The 19,110-nt window shown below is 39.0% G+C and carries 16 protein-coding genes and 5 tRNA genes; 2 read left to right on the forward strand and 19 right to left on the reverse strand.

From position 1 onward, the window contains the following. Positions 1-15: 15 nt before the first annotated feature. The 12 genes from AC106K_RS18130 to AC106K_RS18185 form a co-directional block, all read right to left on the reverse strand. Positions 16-1,065, reverse strand: a complete 1,050-nt coding sequence (locus AC106K_RS18130; RefSeq protein ID WP_482446858.1) for a hypothetical protein — start codon at positions 1,063-1,065, stop codon at positions 16-18. Between the two features lie 79 nt (positions 1,066-1,144). After that, positions 1,145-1,213: transfer RNA gene (locus AC106K_RS18135), tRNA-Ser, on the reverse strand. A gap of 17 nt (positions 1,214-1,230) precedes the next feature. Next, positions 1,231-2,058: an SIR2 family NAD-dependent protein deacylase gene (locus tag AC106K_RS18140; RefSeq protein WP_482446859.1), complete on the reverse strand. Its 828-nt coding sequence runs from the start codon at positions 2,056-2,058 to the stop codon at positions 1,231-1,233. 22 nt (positions 2,059-2,080) lie between these two features. After that, a tRNA-Leu gene (locus AC106K_RS18145) sits at positions 2,081-2,150 on the reverse strand. A gap of 13 nt (positions 2,151-2,163) precedes the next feature. Next, a complete protein-coding gene (locus AC106K_RS18150) occupies positions 2,164-4,080 on the reverse strand; it encodes a hypothetical protein (RefSeq protein ID WP_482446860.1) in 1,917 nt (638 codons plus the stop codon). Next, on the reverse strand, positions 4,067-4,636 hold the full coding sequence (locus AC106K_RS18155) for a hypothetical protein (RefSeq protein ID WP_482446861.1): 570 nt from the start codon (positions 4,634-4,636) through the stop codon (positions 4,067-4,069). Before AC106K_RS18155 ends, AC106K_RS18150 begins: the two co-directional genes overlap by 14 nt. Before the next feature lie 101 nt (positions 4,637-4,737). Further along, positions 4,738-4,810, reverse strand: a tRNA-OTHER gene (locus tag AC106K_RS18160). 8 nt (positions 4,811-4,818) lie between these two features. Continuing rightward, positions 4,819-4,892 (reverse strand) — tRNA-Ala (locus AC106K_RS18165). An 83-nt stretch (positions 4,893-4,975) separates the two neighbouring features. Next, positions 4,976-5,049: transfer RNA gene (locus tag AC106K_RS18170), tRNA-OTHER, on the reverse strand. Positions 5,050-5,058: 9 nt separating this feature from the next. Further along, positions 5,059-6,423: an SDR family NAD(P)-dependent oxidoreductase gene (locus AC106K_RS18175; RefSeq protein WP_482446862.1), complete on the reverse strand. Its 1,365-nt coding sequence runs from the start codon at positions 6,421-6,423 to the stop codon at positions 5,059-5,061. Positions 6,424-6,552: 129 nt separating this feature from the next. Beyond that, positions 6,553-7,203: a hypothetical protein gene (locus AC106K_RS18180; protein ID WP_482446863.1), complete on the reverse strand. Its 651-nt coding sequence runs from the start codon at positions 7,201-7,203 to the stop codon at positions 6,553-6,555. A 2-nt stretch (positions 7,204-7,205) separates the two neighbouring features. Further along, entirely contained in the window at positions 7,206-7,919 is a 714-nt protein-coding gene (locus tag AC106K_RS18185; protein ID WP_482446864.1) for a DUF434 domain-containing protein, read from the reverse strand. Between the two features lie 258 nt (positions 7,920-8,177). Here AC106K_RS18185 and AC106K_RS18190 point away from each other — a divergent pair, with 258 nt between their 5' ends. Together AC106K_RS18190 and AC106K_RS18195 are read left to right on the forward strand one after the other, a co-directional pair. Next, positions 8,178-9,047 carry a hypothetical protein gene (locus AC106K_RS18190; protein WP_482446865.1) on the forward strand — a complete coding sequence of 290 codons (870 nt, stop codon included), beginning with the start codon at positions 8,178-8,180 and terminating at the stop codon, positions 9,045-9,047. A 119-nt stretch (positions 9,048-9,166) separates the two neighbouring features. Beyond that, on the forward strand, positions 9,167-10,024 hold the full coding sequence (locus AC106K_RS18195; protein WP_482446866.1) for a DUF4822 domain-containing protein: 858 nt from the start codon (positions 9,167-9,169) through the stop codon (positions 10,022-10,024). 101 nt (positions 10,025-10,125) lie between these two features. On the opposite strand, the gene AC106K_RS18200 is transcribed toward AC106K_RS18195, so the two are convergent. The 7 genes from AC106K_RS18200 to AC106K_RS18230 form a co-directional block, all read right to left on the reverse strand. Then, a complete protein-coding gene (locus AC106K_RS18200) occupies positions 10,126-11,172 on the reverse strand; it encodes an MBL fold metallo-hydrolase (protein WP_482446867.1) in 1,047 nt (348 codons plus the stop codon). Positions 11,173-11,182: 10 nt separating this feature from the next. Continuing rightward, positions 11,183-12,763, reverse strand: a complete 1,581-nt coding sequence (locus tag AC106K_RS18205; RefSeq protein ID WP_482446868.1) for a Na+/H+ antiporter — start codon at positions 12,761-12,763, stop codon at positions 11,183-11,185. Between the two features lie 299 nt (positions 12,764-13,062). After that, entirely contained in the window at positions 13,063-13,989 is a 927-nt protein-coding gene (locus AC106K_RS18210; RefSeq protein ID WP_482446869.1) for an alpha/beta hydrolase, read from the reverse strand. Positions 13,990-14,076: 87 nt separating this feature from the next. Continuing rightward, positions 14,077-15,000 (reverse strand): alpha/beta hydrolase, encoded by a 924-nt coding sequence (locus AC106K_RS18215; protein ID WP_482446870.1) that lies wholly within the window; start codon positions 14,998-15,000, stop codon positions 14,077-14,079. Between the two features lie 583 nt (positions 15,001-15,583). Next, positions 15,584-16,450, reverse strand: coding sequence for a helix-turn-helix domain-containing protein (locus tag AC106K_RS18220; RefSeq protein ID WP_482446871.1), 867 nt, complete (start codon positions 16,448-16,450; stop codon positions 15,584-15,586). 96 nt (positions 16,451-16,546) lie between these two features. Continuing rightward, a complete protein-coding gene (locus tag AC106K_RS18225; RefSeq protein WP_482446872.1) occupies positions 16,547-17,239 on the reverse strand; it encodes a hypothetical protein in 693 nt (230 codons plus the stop codon). Between the two features lie 99 nt (positions 17,240-17,338). Further along, positions 17,339-19,090: an alkaline phosphatase D family protein gene (locus AC106K_RS18230; RefSeq protein ID WP_482446873.1), complete on the reverse strand. Its 1,752-nt coding sequence runs from the start codon at positions 19,088-19,090 to the stop codon at positions 17,339-17,341. Positions 19,091-19,110: the final 20 nt, after the last annotated feature.

The raw sequence follows: 19,110 nt of genomic DNA on the forward strand, positions 1-19,110 counted from the left end.
TTTTTATTATAATTATTATTTTCTCCGGGTCACAATATCCCAGTTTTCATTTTGATTAGGATTATCTCCTTTTGTAATGACAAGTCTTATGTCAATTTCTCCTTTCTTTTTCTCTGTAAAAATTTTGAACGAAAGATCTCCGATACGGATAAAATCATCCGATGGCTGATGGGTCAGATAATACGTCCTGATCACAGATAATTCTTTCTGAAGACTGGTATTTTTAACCAGAAAATCCATCAGGTATTTTCTTTTTTCCAAAATAGATTTTGAGCTTGTATCTGTTGTTTTGTAGACTCCATCGAAGGTTACCTCCATATTGTCACATCCTGAAAGCTCCGCAGAAATTTCAAAATTACCTGACAAGTACTTTTCATGAAGTGTTTCCGTATAATTATGCTCATCAATACTTCTGCGGTATTCTGTAGGAGCATTGAAAATCTTTTTATTTTTCCATTTTCCAAGAACGCATCCGGTAAGATAAGATTCTTCATACACGTTTCCATCTTTGTAAGTAAAAGACAGCTCTGTAGACTGCAGACTATCCACTGGCACGCTATAAGCACGGTAGTTCTGAATGGCTGAAGCTTTTAATTTTCCTCCTTCATAGGAGACTCCATCCAGAATATTGTAAGAAAAAGGGGCAGACATTAATATTTCATGCTTTTCGCTGATATTATTATTTTTCCCAATGATCACATATAGTATCTGAGCATTGGTATTGGCATTTCCGCCCAACATGCCCTCCGAATCACGTTCTACGATATAATCCGTGACCCCGTCATTGTTAAAATCATCAGAGGCTATTTTATGAAAAGTCACATTGTAAGAATCTCCATCATTGGGAAAGGAAGCATAATAGCCCTTATAATCTACTTCATCCGGTTTGCTTTCTTTTATTTCTTCATCCAGTAATATTTTAAGAATATCAACCTCTTTCTGCGGAATGACTTCGGGAGCTTTTACGGCTGCAATGGTGTCTTTCTTTTCAGTTCCTGTATTTTCTTTTCCTTTCTTACATGAAAGCAACATCAAAGCAGAAACGGTAAGTAGAATATATTTCATGACTTATTTGATTTAGAAATGGCATATTAGTTTAATCTTTAAATTTAAAAAAATTAACCATTTGTTTCAGTATAAAAAGGGAAACAGGCAGGGCTCGAACCCGCAATCTACCTTAGCAGGGTTTGTTTTTCCATTAAACTACTGCTTCCATTTTATTATAAAAGATTAAGCCTTTAGTATTTCTTCGATCATTATTTTCAGTTGAGGCAATGCAGCAGAACTGCTTTCCTGTACAGAAACCAATGTTTTCATCCCTCTGAGAATATAGTGGAAATAGGTATCATTTTCCGGATTGATAATGACCACATGTTTTGCCCGTATCTTCACTGTTTCCACAATATTGACAGGCAAAGCTGTAGATCCTGAAGTCCCTACAACAAACAAAATATCAGTATGATCAGCAATATCATAAGCCGTATCAAAGTGATAATATTTTTCGTTATAGGATTCATCAAACCATAATGTATGCGGTCTCAGCCAGCTTCCACATTTTTTACACTTCAGATTTTCTATATCTTCTTGAGTAAGGTCTTCCGTATACTCCTTCTGCTTTACGGTCTCAGGAAAGTCGATAGGTCCGCTGCATTCTTTTGAACAACGCACTTTCTGTTTGTTTCCGTGGATCTCATATACTTTCTGTGTTCCTGATCTTTGATGAAGACCGTCCACGTTCTGGGTAATGAGTTTAAACCGATCTCCTAAAAGTGCCTCAATCTCCGTTAATGCATAATGCCCGTCATTCGGTTGTGCTTCAGCGATCAGCTTTTTCCAGAAAAGATTGTACTGCCAGACTTCTTCGGTCTCCTGACTGAAATACCTGAAGGTTCCGAATTCTTCCGGGCGGTGATACTTGGTTCCCTTGATCCAGATCCCGTCTATAGAGCGGTAAGTAGGAAGTCCGCTTTCTGCTGAAATTCCGGCTCCGGTAAGGAATGTGATATACCCTTGTTTTTCTTTGATTATCGTATGTAATATTGATCTTAATTCTTCCATAGTTTTAATTTTTTTAAAAAACAGGAACAAACCGGGATCGAACCGGCAACTCAACCTCAGCTCGGAGTGTTTTTCCAGTTAAACTATTGTTCTTGCTCTATCATATTATGCCTCTGCTTCCAGAAGGCTGAAGTATTCTTTGGCTGTTAAAGGCCTTACATTTCCTTTCGGCAGTACCTCTGATTCCAGCTCACAAATCAACAGATCTCCCTGTCTCTTCAGACATTTTATATGAGGGATAATGTTCTCATGAATTCTGAAGGTAGAAGCGATTGCAGTCAGTGCATTATCTTTATACTGTGGTTCTATCCACAACCAGTGTTCTTCCATGGTAGACGGACACCAGCATTTTACAGCATAAGAATGACGTTCCCTGCTCCGGATAAAAACTCTGAATTTCTCATTTTCCACTTCATATACTTCGTAGTGATTGCTTCTTCGTACCGATATTTTATTGCCATGTTTATCGTATTCAAAATAATTGACCAGAATCTTTTCCTGATTAATCTTCTTTGCTTCCAGTTTTTTCATCAATGTTCCCACTCCCATATAGCTGAAGCAGAAGAGTCTGAAATCTCTGTCGTAATGGGTAAAAAACTCTTCGTACCGGATAGGCTCCGTTTCCTCCCAGATCCTCTCCATATTCTTTAAAATTTTCATAAAATGAGGCGAAGCGTAATTCGTCCATTCTCTTTCGTATTCACGGGTAAGAAAGTTTTGAAAACTTGTATGTCTCAATTTTAAGATGGAAACCAGTTTCTTCAGCGGATGAAGAAAATTGGAATATAGATTATTGGAAAGTTCACGCATTATATAACACGTATTCTTTGTAATATGCAGGTTGTCTTTTACTTTAAAATAAATCTGGTCAGCCAGATCTTCATACCCATCGTTCTCATTATACACATAATGCCCAATCTTTTTTAATGAAGGCAATTTCGAACTTTTCTGTTTTTCATTGATCAGATACCCGAGATATTCCAGCGATTTGTAATTAAAACTCTCACCACTGTTGACAATACCTCTAATTTTTTTCAGATGCTCGAATTCACAATATTTACCCATCATCAGATTTCCCACTTCCACAATATTTTTTGCAAGGATCTGATGGGTAGAAAAATTGTTCTTTACGATCTGTAACTCCGTCAGATAGCAGGTTTCAAAACCATAATTCTTAAGATCCCCGTTGACTTCTCTCAAAACCGGAAGCGCCGCCCCTGCATGCTCTTTTATTAAAATACTTCCTGACTTTTCCAGTATGGGAAACTTTACATAAGAATTATTTTTGATTTCAATATTTCCCACAACTTCCTTCAGCTCAGGAAAAGACATTTTAGTTTTATCTACAGTCAGATTTCCAACCATTTTTTTCAGAACCGGAAAATCATGTTCAAAATCAGGATCTTTCTTATTCCGGGCTTCAATTTTAAGCTGTCCCTGAATCAATTCAAGGTTGGGAAAAGAAATATTGCTGCCATAAATATTGACCTTTCCACGAATCTCCTGGTGTAAGAAGGTAATATCATCGGCAAAGACATCTACGTTAAAAATTCCGTCTTTCGGCAGGAAATCAACCTGATATTGATGATTGACCGCAATCAGTCTTCTGATATTAGCCAGTTTTATATTTCCTGTATATACCTCTGCATTTTTCAATTCAACACTTCCTTCAATTTTTATTGCTTTTTTAAAGAAAAAACTAACAATACATTTAAAATCTCCTTTTACTTTTTCAAGTTTATCCAGGGTTGCTTTACAATGCATGGCAAAGCTTCCGCCAACTGATTTAAGCTCTGGCAAAACACAGTTTCCTGCATCTATAGAAAGGTTTCCGCTAATGTTCACCAGATTCGGAAAATGACAGCCTTCTCCACGCAACAGCAGATTTCCTTCTATCTCCGTGAAACCAAAGGTCATATTTTTTGCATAAATCTCTATGGACGCATATTCACCGGGATGTAGCTTCTGTAGATCCTCTTCAGAAAATATTTTATATCGTTTGATGGTATTAGTCGTATGCATTTTCGTTCATTTTGGTTATCGGATTGTATTCCTGCTGAATGTACTTTACAAAATAGGGACTTTCTATCCGCAGCATTCTATGTTCGGCATGGGTAATAAAAGCATCTTCCTCGATCAAAAATGTTTCGGTACTGTCATTACGGTCGATCACCTTATAGGATGAAGTTTTCATGATATGCTGATTGCTCGTTTTTTCAAGACAATATTTTTTGTATCCTCGCGTATGCTCATCAAAGTCTTTAATCTCTTTTCTTTTTCTTTCTATCTTTCTTTGTTTCGGTATTATTTCAGAGTGAACCTCAGCTTCAGGAAATATTTCCACTTCTTCTTTCAGAGATTTATAATCGGCTTCATGCTGTATTGAAACGGGTACCTGAACTTTAAATTCTTTTCTTTCTATCTTTCTTTGTTCTGGTATCATTTCAGAGTGAACCTCGGTTTCGAAAAGTATTTTCGCTTCTTTTTTTACAGGAGTATGAACAGCTTCCCGCTTTATAGAAGCAGGTACCTGAACTTCATCGATAATTTTGAAAAAAGATAATAATTTTTTAAACATGATATTATTTTTTAAAAGTAAAAGAAAACCGGGATCGAACCGATAATGCACTCAGTAAGAATAAGTTTTTCCAAATTAAACTATTTCTTTTACTCTATTATTGGGGAGATAAGCAGGATTCGAACCTGCATCAATTCCGGGCAAAGAATGGTTCTTCCATTAAACTATTATCTCCATCTCAGGGAGTACAGCAGGACTCGAACCTGCGACCTCTGCCGTGCAATGGCAGCATTCTTCACTGCTGAACTATGTACTCCTATGAAACGTACAGGACTTGAACCCGTAACTTCTGCTCTGGAGGGCAGCGTTCTTCATTAAACTACGATTCAATTTTTATTGGGAGATAAGCAGGACTCGAACCTGCAACTCATTTTAGCAGAAATGTATTTTTCCATTTTTAATACTATTATCTCCGTTTGAATTTACCAGGTATGAATTTTATAGTTTTTCAATAAAACTCCGCTCAGGTAATTTCCTTTTATGCCCTCTGCTATGGGATGCAAAATTCTCGCTGCTCCATCTACAGAATCCAGAGGTGGGATATATCCCTGCTCAAATTGTTTTTTTCTGAGACTTTCCTTGGCTCCGGTAGAAATCCATCCCACATCTACGGCACTCATATAAATCTGATCTTTCTCAAATTCTCTTGCAGAGGTAAGCGTCATCATATTGAGTGCTGCCTTCGTCATATTGGTATGCGGATGAAACACCGTTTTGTTTTCATAGCTGAAGATTCCTTCTGAAGAAGTCACATTGATGATAAACTTTTCTTTATATCCTGAGTTTTTCATCAAAGGTTTAAGCTCCTTGATCAGGAAATAAGGGGCAATATGATTAATAAGGTTTACTTCTACCAATTCATACATCGAAACTTCCTCCAGGGTGGAATTCCAGCTTGTCTTGTCTCTGTTATCCACAGGCTGCCCAAAACGGGTAAGTGCAACTTGAGTCATTTCATCCGGAGCATATTCCAATTTTGCGGCTTCTCTGGAAATCTCTGTCTGATTGGGGATCAGTCTCTGATTGTTTTTAAATTCTTTCAGTTTCAACTGTTCACGCTGTATCACCGGAAGGTAATATTCATCAGGATATTTGATGGTCTGAGCAGCATTGTTGATCAGAATATCCAGGGTATCAAAATGAGCTTTGAAAAAGTCTGTAAAATCCTGAATCGCTTTTAGATTTCTAAGATCCAGACCATATACCCAAAGTCTGTCTTTCCAGCTTTCGTAATCTGCTTCCTGCTGCATCAATTCCATCGCCAGTGCCGGGAAACGGGTTGTCAAAACCAAATTGGCCCCGTTTCTCAACAGTTTCAATGCCGTGGCAAAACCTACTTTCACCCTACCTCCTGTAAGAATTACGTTTCTCCCTGTAAGGTCTACGGTTTCAAAACGTTTTTCATAGTTTTCTCCGGCACACTGAGGGCATAATCTTGTGTAAAAAGAATGGGCATACTGATAGCTTCGGTTACAGCAGTAGCAGTTTTTAGGGATCTGAAGTTTTGTGAGCTGGGTATTTTCTTTTTCATCATCATAAAAAGCAGAAACTCCTGCCAATGCCTTTTGCATCAGTACAGAACCTGAATGTACCGCAAGGTCATGAGACTTCATCTCAGCATAATTCTCGATTCGGCTCTGTTTTTTGGCATTCTTATGAATTTTCGTTATCAGTCCTGAAAATTTTTCGTTATCAGGGTTCTGAAAAGGATCATTTTTCAGGGCATTAAGTACCTTGAGACATATTTCCCATTCTTCTGCTGAAAATTTTTGTTCTGAAAAATCCATAGTTTCTGTTTTTATATCTGCAAAGCTATGGAGGTAGTGCGCAATCTTTTTACGCAGCAAAAAAAATTAAAAGTAAAAGGGTGAAAAGGCAAAAAAGAGGATGGAATTTTGAGTGTCCGGAATAAGCGTTTATTCGTTGATAAATTTTTCCAGAAACCCGATCAGTTTAGTTCCACCATGACTCCAACGAATGCCGTGACCTTCTTTTTCTCTGACTTCAAAGACCAATTCGTGTTTATAGTGAAAAAAGACATTCCACCAGGTGGTATGGTCAAGGATATAATGGATTTTAGCCATCACTTTCTCTTGTTTCTGCTGATTGTTTCCTTTAATCTCTCCCCAGAAATCATCATCCATTCTTCCGATATGTTTTTCCCAGGCTCTCTGGGCAATCGTGATTTCAGAATTGAAAGGTTCTTCACAGGCTTTGATCAACATACTTTTCAAAGGCGGAACAGCATTTTCATCACGGATACTTGCTGAGGTAAGTCTCTGCCCCAGTACATTCAGCCAATGTTCAAACGGAATAGCTTCCAACATTCCGGCTTTTACCGAATCAGAACCGTTATTTTCCAATAGGCTAATAAATTTTTGAAAGCTCTCAGATCTGTCGATTTTAATTTCTTCATTAAAATAAGGCAGATCCCAGTCTAAAGTATGGTTTTGGAATTTTCGGAGATGATCAGCCAGGTTTTTCAAATGTTCTTCAGCCAGAACTACCTGGTATTTTTCTTTCCAGGAGTTGGAAATTAAGGGAATATATTTTTCGATAAGATTCATTTCTATACCATTTTTATCAGGTTAACGGAAAGGTTTTCTTCTCTGATCAGATACCCGATAAGATTGAACCATTCTTTGCAGTGATCCAGAATCCAGGCATCGGAAGAAACAATAATCTCTGAGCTTTCCGCCAGAAACTTATCCGGATTATATTGTAATTCTGCTTCCCAGTTGAGGTTATTTTCTGTGGCAAACTCCAGGATGATCTGTTTGATTCTTCCACTGTTGGAAACCGGCTGATCAAAAATCCAGACTAACTTCTGAATGTGATTTTTATGATAAAATGCTGCAACAGCTTCTACGGCTCTCAGCGTTTGGTTGACCCGCTTATAAGTTCCATGAACTCCGGAAAGATCTCGAAAACATCCGTCGGCCCCTTCAAAAATATAGGCTTCTGACAATAAGCTTTCTAATAGGATCAAAACATTAAATCCATCCAGATAAATCGTTTTTTCGGTTAAATCTGAAGCTTCTAATTCTTTCCGTTTTCGGTTGTGAAGCTGCCCTTCTGAAGCTGAAGCACCTCTTAGAGCCTGTATTTGCCGGGTCTTCAGCCTGTAGCGGTTTCCAACAAGTTCTGACGTTGCTTTTTCAGGGTATTCTCTTGTTAACAGATACTGCATATCCTGAACGGCTGATCTCAGTTTATTGATTTGCTTTTCAGAAGCGAATAAGGTATCGTCTCCTGTATTTTTTCCACGGTTTCTGTTATTCATACTCAAAAATAGAATTTTTGGAGCATTTTTTACTGTTTTATATTAAAGATAGGCGCACCATTAATAAAATTCCCGAGGATTTTGCAGAACACGTAGATTTTTCACCAACATCTGTTCAATCAGTGAAAGATAAAATTTTAATATTCTCTTTTGTTTTTTCTGTATCATTCGGTACTGTTTCAAACTCAATTTCAATATTTGGGGTAAAATCAGCATGATCTCACGGTTTATTTGTATTTTTAATAAAATTCACAATCAATGATGAAAATACAACCTCCCATTTCATTTTTTTTATGGCTGTTTTCTTTGAGTCTATTTCTTTTAAGCTGCGATTCTAAAGGAAAAGAAACGACTGCCAATATTTTTGGGCAGCCATCAGAGAAGACTGAGAAAAAACTGAAAAATGTGGATAACTTTGATAAAAACACCCGAACGATTCATGTTCTGGTAGCTCTGTGTGACAATAAATATCAAGGCATTGTTCCTGTTCCTGAAAAAATAGGGAACGGACAGGATCCTGATCAAAATCTGTATTGGGGTGCAGGCTATGGAGTACGTACTTATTTTACCAAAAGTAAAGAATGGAAGCTTTTAAAATCTGAGAAAAAGGATTCAATAAGAATGGAAAGGCTGATTTTTCAAAATGTGGCTGACAAAAGTTATTATCTGGTAGCTGATGCTTATGACGGGCAGTATATTGAAAACTGTACTAAAGATTTTCTATACAGCAATTCCGGCCAGATGAAAGACGTCATCGCTATCAACAATACAAAAATCGGAATCTATGGAAACGCTCACCTTGTTTCTTATATAGGACATGATGGACTCATGGATTTTCAACTGTCTGAATCTTTTAAAAATACAGATGGAAAAACCAGAGATTGCATTATCCTGGCTTGCTACAGTAAAAGATTCTTCTCTCCTCTTCTCCGGGATACCCAAGCCAATCCACTGCTATGGACCAGCCATCTGATGGCACCGGAAGCCTACATTCTGCATGATGCCCTAACGGGATATACAAGAAATGAATCTGCCGAACAGATCAGAAGCCGGGCTGCACTCGCCTATTCTAAATACCAAAAATGCAGTGTAAAAGCGGCAAAAAATCTTCTGGTAACGGGATGGTAATATCAATTCATTGACTACATTGTATGATCTGTTATATTTCTTACAACAAAAGAGATGTTTTATACAACGTATTGATATTTATTCTGGATAGTTTTGCAAAGACTTAAAAAAATACTTTTATGAATACACTGAAAAAATTATGTTATCTGTCTGCCGCAATGCTTTTGTCAGCATCTTTCGTAGCATGTTCTGATAATAATGACGACATGATCATCGAACAGCAGACGCCCTCACAGGTTCTATCTTCTACTCCATGGGAAACTACAGGAGCTAAAGATAAAAATGGAAACAGCGTTGCTCTAACGGATGCCAGCGTTGCCGGATATGTAGGCTTTGCTTACTTCAAAGCGAATGGAAACTTCGCAATTTATGGATTGAACGATGTATTGAGATCCAGAGGAACATGGTCTGTAGATCCACAGGGAAAGACAAGAACCATCGCTTCATTAAATCCTGACGGAACAGTCATTTTTACCCGTGATGTGGAAATTCTTGTCCTGAATAGAAATGAATTCACGTATAGAATCCGTCCTAATTCTGCCGACCCTTCAATCTATTATGACATCATCCATACAAGAACTGCTCATGCGGAACCAAGCAACGGACAGCTTACATTGGCTTCTACTCCGTGGGAAACTACAGGAGCTAAGGATAAAAGCGGAAATAATGTAGCTTTAAATGATGCCAGCGTTGCAGGATATGTAGGCTACTCTTACTTCAAAGCTAACGGAACTTTCAAGATTTACGGATTAAACGACGTGTTGAGATCTCAGGGAACATGGACGATCTCTCCTGACGGAAAGAAAAGAACTCTTGTAGGCTTGGATAATAATGGGAATGTAACTTTCACCCGTGTAGTAGATATTCTGGTTCTGAACGAAACTACATTCACTTACAGAATCACTCCGGATGCGGTGAACAACCCTACTGTATTTTATGACATCATCCATACTAAAGTAACCCATAAGGAGCCTTAGTAGTGATTATTTTTTTGATAATAAAGAAAAACCTGCTCAATATGGGCAGGTTTTATTTTTTATAAACGTTTTGGATAAAGTATATCTTACCATAATACTTCTTATCTATATTCTTCCCACCATTTTTCCCAGATGGTCTCTCCCAGGGTATTCAGATTTACTTTTTCCCCGATCTTCGGAAGGGTAATCGGGATTTCATTTTCTTCTGCATATTTTGCAGCAAGCTGCAGAGGTTCAAACCAGGCATGCTGTGCCAGCTTGAACTTTGAATTGTGTACGGGAATAAAGTTCTTAGCCTTCAGTTCTTTTATCTCTGTCATAAGCTGCTCTGGTAAGGTATGAATGTAAGGCCACTTTTCGTTATACTGTCCGTTTTCCATAACAGCAAGATCAAACGGGCCATATTGGTTTCCAATTTCGGTAAAATGGTTTCCATATCCACTGTCACCTCCCAGAAACAAATTCATGGAAGGGGTTTTCAGTACAAAGGAAGTCCAGAGTGAAATATTCCGGTTTAGCAGCCTGCCGGAGAAGTGTCTTGCCGGAGTTAGGGTAATTCTGAAACCTTCAGCAATATCAATACTTTCCCACCAGTTTTTTTCTATTATTTTATCATTGTTCCAACCCCAGTATTCGAAATGCTGTCCGGTTCCCAGACCACAAATGACCTTACCTACTCTGTCTTTTAAAGCCTGAACGGTGATATAATCCAGATGGTCCCAATGATCATGGGAAATGAGCAGGAAGTCTATTTCAGGCATATGCTCCGGTTTGTAATAGTCTGCTCCCTCAAAAGCTTTTATAGATCCGGGCATTGGTGATGCGTTTCCACTGAAAACAGGATCGATCAGAAATTTCTTCCCATCGATCTGGATGAAGTAAGAGCTATGCCCAAACCACACGAGAACATTTTCTTCAGGATTGAGGTTCTTCAGGTCGGTAACCACATGAGGCAATGCTGATGCAGGCGAAGTATTTTCTACTTTACACAGACTTTGCAGCAGTGCTTTTGTCATGCTTTCCCCTTCCAGCAACGGAGGGGTAACCAAAATATTCTGGAATTTCCCGTTAAGATAATTGGGAAGTGTACTGAAATATTCTTTTCTTTTTTCATCGGGAAACTGCCCGAGCTGTTTTACTAAATTCATTTCTTTGTTTTTACATTCTTAGTCTCTCCTCTTCCAGATCCAGCCTTGTCAGATAATGTCTTATATGTTCTTCATCAATATTCGGATTACGTCTGTTTTCTTCCCGAAGCCAGATCCGCTGCTGTTCAAGGGTTTCAAAATAAATCTCTTTGGCTTCATCAGAAAGTTTGTGTACGGAATCTTCTTTATCTTCCTGCTCCCAGCGGTCCATCAGCCTGTTGAAATATTCGTTTTCGTTTCTTCTTTCTTTATAATTTTCATCCAGATACCTGAAGGCAACCTTTCGCATTTCTCTTCGCAAAAAGTGTTCTGACTCTTCTTCAGACATATATCCGCCTCCTGTATCGGATAAATTGAGTTTTTTGATCAGGGCAGGTAACGTCAGTCCCTGAATGATCAAAGTGGCAAGAATCACAATAAAGGTAATAAACAGAATGAGATCACGATGCGGAAAAGGCTGTCCGTTTTCCATCACTACCGGAATAGATAATGCGGCAGCTAAAGAAACCACCCCACGCATCCCGGTCCAGCTCATCAATATGGGCGCTTTCATTCCCGGATCTCTGTCTGCTACATTGATAAAATTCCGCATGATCAAGGTAATGAACACTGCTCCAAAGGAAGCCAGAAAGCGTACGACAATCAAAACTGCAGTTATTAGTAATCCATAGCCAACAGCTTCTGATAAGCCTATCCCTTCTTTATCTAATCCTACCATAATCTCCGGAAGATCCAGCCCAATCAGCAAAAAGACAATCCCATTGATCAGGAATACAAAGCTTTCCCACACATTGGAGCCTCTCAGCCTGGATTCTGATGTCCGGAAGATTTCATGCCTTCTTACAGAAAGGAAAAGCCCGCCACTTACCACCGCCAATACGCCTGATGAATGAACTTCTTCAGCCGCAATATACATGACATAAGGAGCAACAAGACTCAGTATGGCATCCATATTGACATCGGTAGGAAATATTTTCTCAATTTTCAGAAAAATAAAAGCCAATACAACTCCTATTCCCAGCCCACCAAATACCATCCAGCCAAAGCTTGTGGCAGCATCCTGCCATATAAACTGCCCGGTAGCCACAGCCACCATTGCAAATCTGAAGATGATCAGAGAGGAAGCATCATTGAATAAACTTTCTCCTTCTAAAACGGTCGATACATTTTTCGGAACTTTTACAAATTTTAAAATAGCTCCTGCACTCACGGCATCCGGCGGTGAAACAATTCCTCCCAGCACAAATCCTAATGCCAATGAAAATCCGGGAATATATGAGTTGGCCACAAAAGCCACCGAAATTGCGGTAAGGAAAACAACAATAAAGGCGAAACTGGTAATGATACGCCTCAACTTCCAGATTTCCTTCCATGAAACAGCAAAAGCGGCTTCATACAGTAGCGGAGGAAGAAAAATAATAAATATGAGCTCGGGATCAATTTTAATGGCTGGCAAACCGGGAATAAAACTGATCAGAAGCCCTGCAATAACCAGGATAATAGGATAAGCCACTTTTAAACGGTTGGCCAGCATAATAGCCCCAATAATTACCAGAACCAGTCCTAAGTAATAAATAAAATTTTCCACCATTTGTTTTTCAATTAATTTTTAAACCAAATTAAATCACTTTTCAATAAATATTCTTTCTTTTGTCTGGTTTTCAACCCCAATAGGAAAATAAATATAAGCATTTGCTTTGGATTTTTTCATTTTTTTAACTGGTTGAGCTTTTATTATTGAGCTCTGAGTTCGGGTAAAGAAACTAAGATTAAATTGGGTGGAAGCTGAAAGTTGCTCTCAACATTATAATTTCTGAAAACTGCCCTATTAATGAAATGGCATAAAAAAAATGCTATCCTACATAGACGTAAGGCAGCATTGATAGCAGGCTAAAGATTTTCTCTGAAGAAGGGAATTACTTTTGCCAATGCCTGTGCTACAGGTTCCGGCTGGTCATACAATTCATAATGTGAATATCCTTTGATGATCAATAGCTCTTTCTTTTCTGAGGCTGCTCTTCTCACAATTTCAAATCCATCCCGATATGCTCCGAAACCTCCCGGTTTATCCCCAATCACCACTAAAATAGGCTGTGTGAGTAAGGTTTCGCTTAAATGAAATGCATCCCAACCCATTCCGGCAGCCATATGGGAATGCACCACACTGGTTGCACCTCCCGCAGCCTGTCCTCTTGAGGTTTTATAATAATCTGTTGCTTCCAGTACATCAATATCTGTGATTCCGGCTTCTTTTCCGGCAGCAACCGAATCTGGCAACATGTTGATGGTCAGCACATCATTTCCTGCAGCTTCTGAAGAACGCTGTTTCGCTGTATTTTCCAGGACTTCCATAGGACTTCCGCCCGCAAACCCGTCCCTCAATAAACGTCCGAAATTGACCCCTGTGATGGAAACTACGGCTTTAATTCTTTTTTCTGTCATGGCAATATTCAAAGAATAACCGCCACCACCGCAGATCCCTAAGATTCCTATTTTATCTGTATCTACATAAGGTAAAGTTTCCAAGTAATCTATTGCATAGCGAACATCATCGGTACGCTGAGATGGATTTTCAATATATCTGGGCGTTCCACCGCTTTCTCCCTGGAAAGAAGCATCGAATGCCAACACCACAAATCCTGCCTCTGCTAAAGCTTTTCCATATACATTTCCAGCCGTTTGCTCTTTACAGCTGCCGATAGGGTGCATGGAAATGACCGTTGGATATTTTTTGTTTCCGTTAAAATCTGCCGGGAAAATTAATATTGCGGCATTATCCCAGGCAATGTTTTTAAATGTTACGGATTGTGTATTCATTTTTTGTTGTTTTTATTGCTAATTATTGGTTGGCGTTTTTTAACGATGGATGATTTTTCTTTTCATCTGACTGCTAAATGGCTTTTATTAAACTAATTTTTCCTGAAAGAATGGAACTAATTGCCCTACCGCTTCGTTCACATAATTTTCTCTGTCATATAAAGACATATGATTGGCTCCTTCTACAATATATTTTCTTTTGTCGGCGGATGCTGCACGCTCAAGCAGGTCATCACTCATCCATGCACTTCCGGCCACACTTCCTACAACAGCCAATAGCGGTTGTGTAAAGAAAGCCTCTGCTTTGTTATAGGCATCATAGGAAATAATCTGTGTAAGACTTCTTGCTGTAGCAAATCCCGGAGCTGTAGGATATTGACAACGATCAGTGTGATAGTATTCCCACGCTTCTCTCAGTTCTTCATTGGGAGCATCTTCTTCTCTCATAGGTGCTAAAGGAATTGTCTGAATTTCCGGATTACCGGCATCAGCTGTTCTTGCATTAGAGCCTGCCAGTAAGTAAGGCAATGCATCTGCATCTTTTACATTGTTTTCCCATCCGTTTCTGAACATAGATCCGATGTTTACTGCACTTACCATTCCCACAGCTTTGATTCTATGATCATTGATCGCCGCATTGGCTGTATATCCTGCTCCTGCACAAATTCCCATAGCCCCGATATTATCGGTATCTACATAAGGTAAAGTCGTTAGGTAATCGATGACAGCACTTACATCTTCTGTTCTGATATATGGATTTTCCAACTGACGGGGCTCTCCAGTACTTTCTCCCTGATAAGAAGCATCGTAAGCTACTGTAATGAACCCATGCCCGGATAATTTTCCTGCATATAAACCTGCTGTCTGCTCTTTTACTCCGCCTCCAGGGTGAGAGACTACGATTGCAGGGTATTTTTTGGTCTGATCGAATCCTTCAGGGAAATTGATGATTGCAGATAGGATGATTCCCTGACCGTTTCCGTTTTTGATACTGATTTTTTCTTGTGACATGACTTTGTATTTTATTTGTTATTGATTTGATTATCATCTCTTTTTTGATACTCCAAAGGTATGGCGATCTCCGGTCCCGAAACGGAAACACATTACCTGAAAACAGATACATTTTACTTTTTTGCTTGTATCCCGCTCATCACAGGGATTTCCATTGAGAATTGCGGATATTTTTATGATCAATTTTCATGAAATGTTTGATAAGTTTTGGCTAAAGCCGATGGATTGGTCCTATTTATTTGAGTGGGCTAAAGCCCACTCCTATTGATGATATTGATATGCCTCGCAATCATTGGGTTTCAACGACAAAATCATTTATTACGGATTACATTCCTAGCCCCGATAGAGAGCGATTCTATTGATGATATTGATATAACTACACAATCATTGGGTTTCAACGACAGAATTACTTATTATGGATTATATTCCTAGCCCCGATAGAAACGGTTACCCCGCAACATGAGCAGGAGAACCTGAGGGTTTGGGAATAGGCGCGTTTTGGCGTGAGGAGTATGAGTGGATAGCGGGATAAAGCTCCTGAAAAAATAAAGACAACTCATAAGAGCTGCCTTTACTTATATATTTATTGGTTTCTAAAAACTTTGGGAGATAGTCCTGTCTTTTTGCGGAAGAACCTTGCAAAGTAATTGGGATAATCGAAGCCGAGGCTGTACGATATTTCACTCACGGAAAGGCTGGTGTTTTTTAATTTGTCTTTGCCCAGTTTTACCACATAATCATGGATATGATCCAGTGGTGACCGCCCTGTAAAATGCTTGATAAGGTCTCCAAAGTAATTGGCGGAAAGGTTACTTTTCTGGGCGAAATAAGCTACGGAAGGGAGCCCTGCCACATTTTCGTTTTCTCTGAAATAGTTTTCCAGATTTTTGTAAAATTCATCGATAACCTTGTGATAAATATCGCTCCTGGTATCGAACTGGCGGTCATAAAAGTCTTTGACATAAGTAAGAATGAGATTGACATAGGAAATGATCACCGTTCTTGAGTAATATTCTTTCTGAAATTCATGGTTCGCCTTTCTGAACAGATCCCACAAAATGGTTTCTTCTTCTTTGGTAAGAAAAAGCGCTTCATGATTATTATAATGTACAAAGCTGTAATCCTTGGCGTATTTTTCAAGGTATTTTGCATTTACCATGATACAAAGCCCTGAAAATGGTGGTGCAATCTCCCACTCCAATGTATTCTGCGGGCAGTCTACATACATATAAGAAGAATCAGACTGATCTTCCACCAGCGAATAAGATGTGAACTTCACCTCCATCGGCGGCTTGATTGCCAAAAGATAAAAATCGATGGTCACCGGTTCGGATTTTAGCCGGATGTCATTCTGTGTTTCAAAATCTACAATGTGAAGGTCGTCACTCTTCGGACCACCTACATTCAGATAGCTACAAAATCCGGGTATGCTCAATATTTTGGTACTCATTGTACAGGGTTTCAATAATTGGGTAAAATTAGATATTCTGAGCGATTGGTTTATGATACAAATCCGGGAAAAACGGATACATTTTACTGTTACTTTCTATCCAATTTTTATAATGATGAATATAAGCAGTAAACTTATCAATAGGAAAGCCCCCACAATAATGGCACATTGAAAGACATGTTTCATATATCTTTTTAAATCGAATGTGAATTTTTCCGGGTGAATACAGAGTTCTTCAAATACAAAAGGATCTATCTTCAAATCTGGTCTGAAGCGTACAATTCCTTCTACAAATCTGGCCCGCAAGGCTCTTCCATTTTTTGTGTAATAGGAATATCCCGGATCTGTTTCGTTAAACAGAACTTTGTTTACCTGGCCATCTACTCCTACAGTGAGTACCCATGTCTTTCTTATTTGTGAGAGATGCACTTCATAATTGTCTGAAAGATATGACTTCCCTAACTGACTGTAAAGAATCTCCTTTCTATTTCCATCTAATTTGTCATAATGGAGACCTTGATCATCTACCGTAATTTTTATAATAGTTTCTTTTCTGCCCTTTTTCATAAAACGAAAAAAGTGATACATCGCGATAGCCCAAACGGGATAATACAGAATGCCAACTACTACCAATACTCTAAAATTTTCACTAACTAAGAAGGGAAAGACCGCAAGTATGATAAACATCAACAACAAAATTCCTATTCCGAAAACTCTGATCAGCCAGGTCATAATCCAGCCCGGTTGGGAAACCAATGGTAAAAACTCCTTTCTTATATTCTCTTGCATCTGTTCAAGATACGAAAAAAAAAGAATAATAAAAAAGAGCCGCAATGGCACCTGCAGCTCTTCATTCACAAAATTGAAAATAAGATATGTTAATTGAAACTATGAGATCGTATGTATTTTCTCAGTAGCAGTAGTATAGGTTTCGGAGATGACATTGTCTACAAACCTCCATTCTGCCACCGAATTTCCGGAAGTAAATTTCACATGCAGATAGCCTCTTTTGTAAAGATTAGCATAATCCAGATCATCGATCAAAGTTGAAAATGCCTGAGCAAGTTCTATTGCCTTGGCTGGATCTGATGTAATTCCCAGATAGCCTTCAAGTCCCGGTGAGGAAACTGAGCTACAAGCCAGTTCGGTTCCTATAAAATTTCCCTGAGCATTGGTAAGTTTTCCTAGCCAGGCATTGTGAGTATCACCCGCCAATACCACTACGTTTTTCCCAGCCAGCATTGCATACAGCTGTTCTCTTTCCATGAAATATCCGTCCCAGGCATCCAGATTATAAGGAAGCGTGGTGGTAATTCTTCCAATTTCCTGAGGGGTAAGCGTAGGGTCCTGCTGCTGATGTCTTTTTTTCAGAATGACCAACTGGATAAGTGTATTCTGGAGAGCCTGCATGGTTGCCGGCTGTGCGCTTCCAAGTTGTTTGATTTCTGCTAAAATCTGGTTCAGCAACATCAGTAATTCTGCCGGCACCATCATTTTGGTCATCAGAATCTGCTGGCCCAGTACTTTCCATTTTGCAGTATCTGCATTGATCTGTGAGCCCAACCATGACATCTGCTCGCTTCCGATCAGTTTTCTGTTTGTACTCAAAAAATCTGTTTTAAATTTCACCTGATTGAAGTTTCCACCGGCGTCCAGATAATCTGAATATTCCATCTGCTTATCTCTGGCGATCACTCGTGTATCCATCATATACAGAGAGACGATATTTCCGAAACTGAAGCTTCTATAGATTCTCAGATCTTTCCCGGTCTTCAGGGGAATATATTCGCTGTACGCCTGGAAAGCCGCCATTTTTCTTGCCTGGAAATCTCCTTCGTCAGACTGATGATTTTCAGCACCGGATTTATAGGTATCGTTGGCAAATTCATGATCATCCCACACACAGATAAAAGGTTTTTTCTGATGCAGAAGCTGAAGGTTTTTGTCACTTCTATACTGTCTGTATCTTTCTCTGTAATCGCTGAGGTTAAGAATTTCCTTAGCCGGCTTATGAGCTCTTCCCAACTGATTGGTGTAAGGATTGGTTCCATATTGCCCCGGAGCATATTCGTAGATATAGTCTCCCAGGTGTACCACTACATCTGCTTCTGATTTTGCAATAGCTCCATATACGTTAAAAAGACCTGCCGGAAAATTAGAACATGAGACCACCGCCATTTTCACTTCACTTACAGAATCTGTCTTGGAAGGTAATGTAAGCGTCTCTCCTGTTACGCTGACTTCTTTTGTTTTAACGTTGTAAAATCGGTAATAATATCTGGTATTGGAAGAAATATTCTGTACATCCACCGCTACTGTAAAATCATTGACTGCTGTAGCATTGGCCTGCCCCCTTCTTACAATTTCCGAAAAAGTATTGTTTTTGCTAATTTCCCAGGTAATTTCGGCATCGATACCTCCTGAATACCTTGTCCATAAAATCACTCCTCCTGCTGTAGGATCAAAACTCGCCACTCCGGATTCGAAACCTCCGTTTTTAAGGTCATCAGGGGCATTTCCGCTCTCGGTAAAGTCATCGCTGCAGCTTTCAATCAAAGGGGCAATGAAGATCCCTCCGGCTGCTAATAGTGTATTTTTAAGAAATCTTCTTCTGTTGAGTGGGTTGTTGTTTTCCATCATTACTTTTTTTGCAAAGCAAC

The sequence above is a fragment of the Chryseobacterium sp. FR048 genome (genome assembly GCF_056844665.1).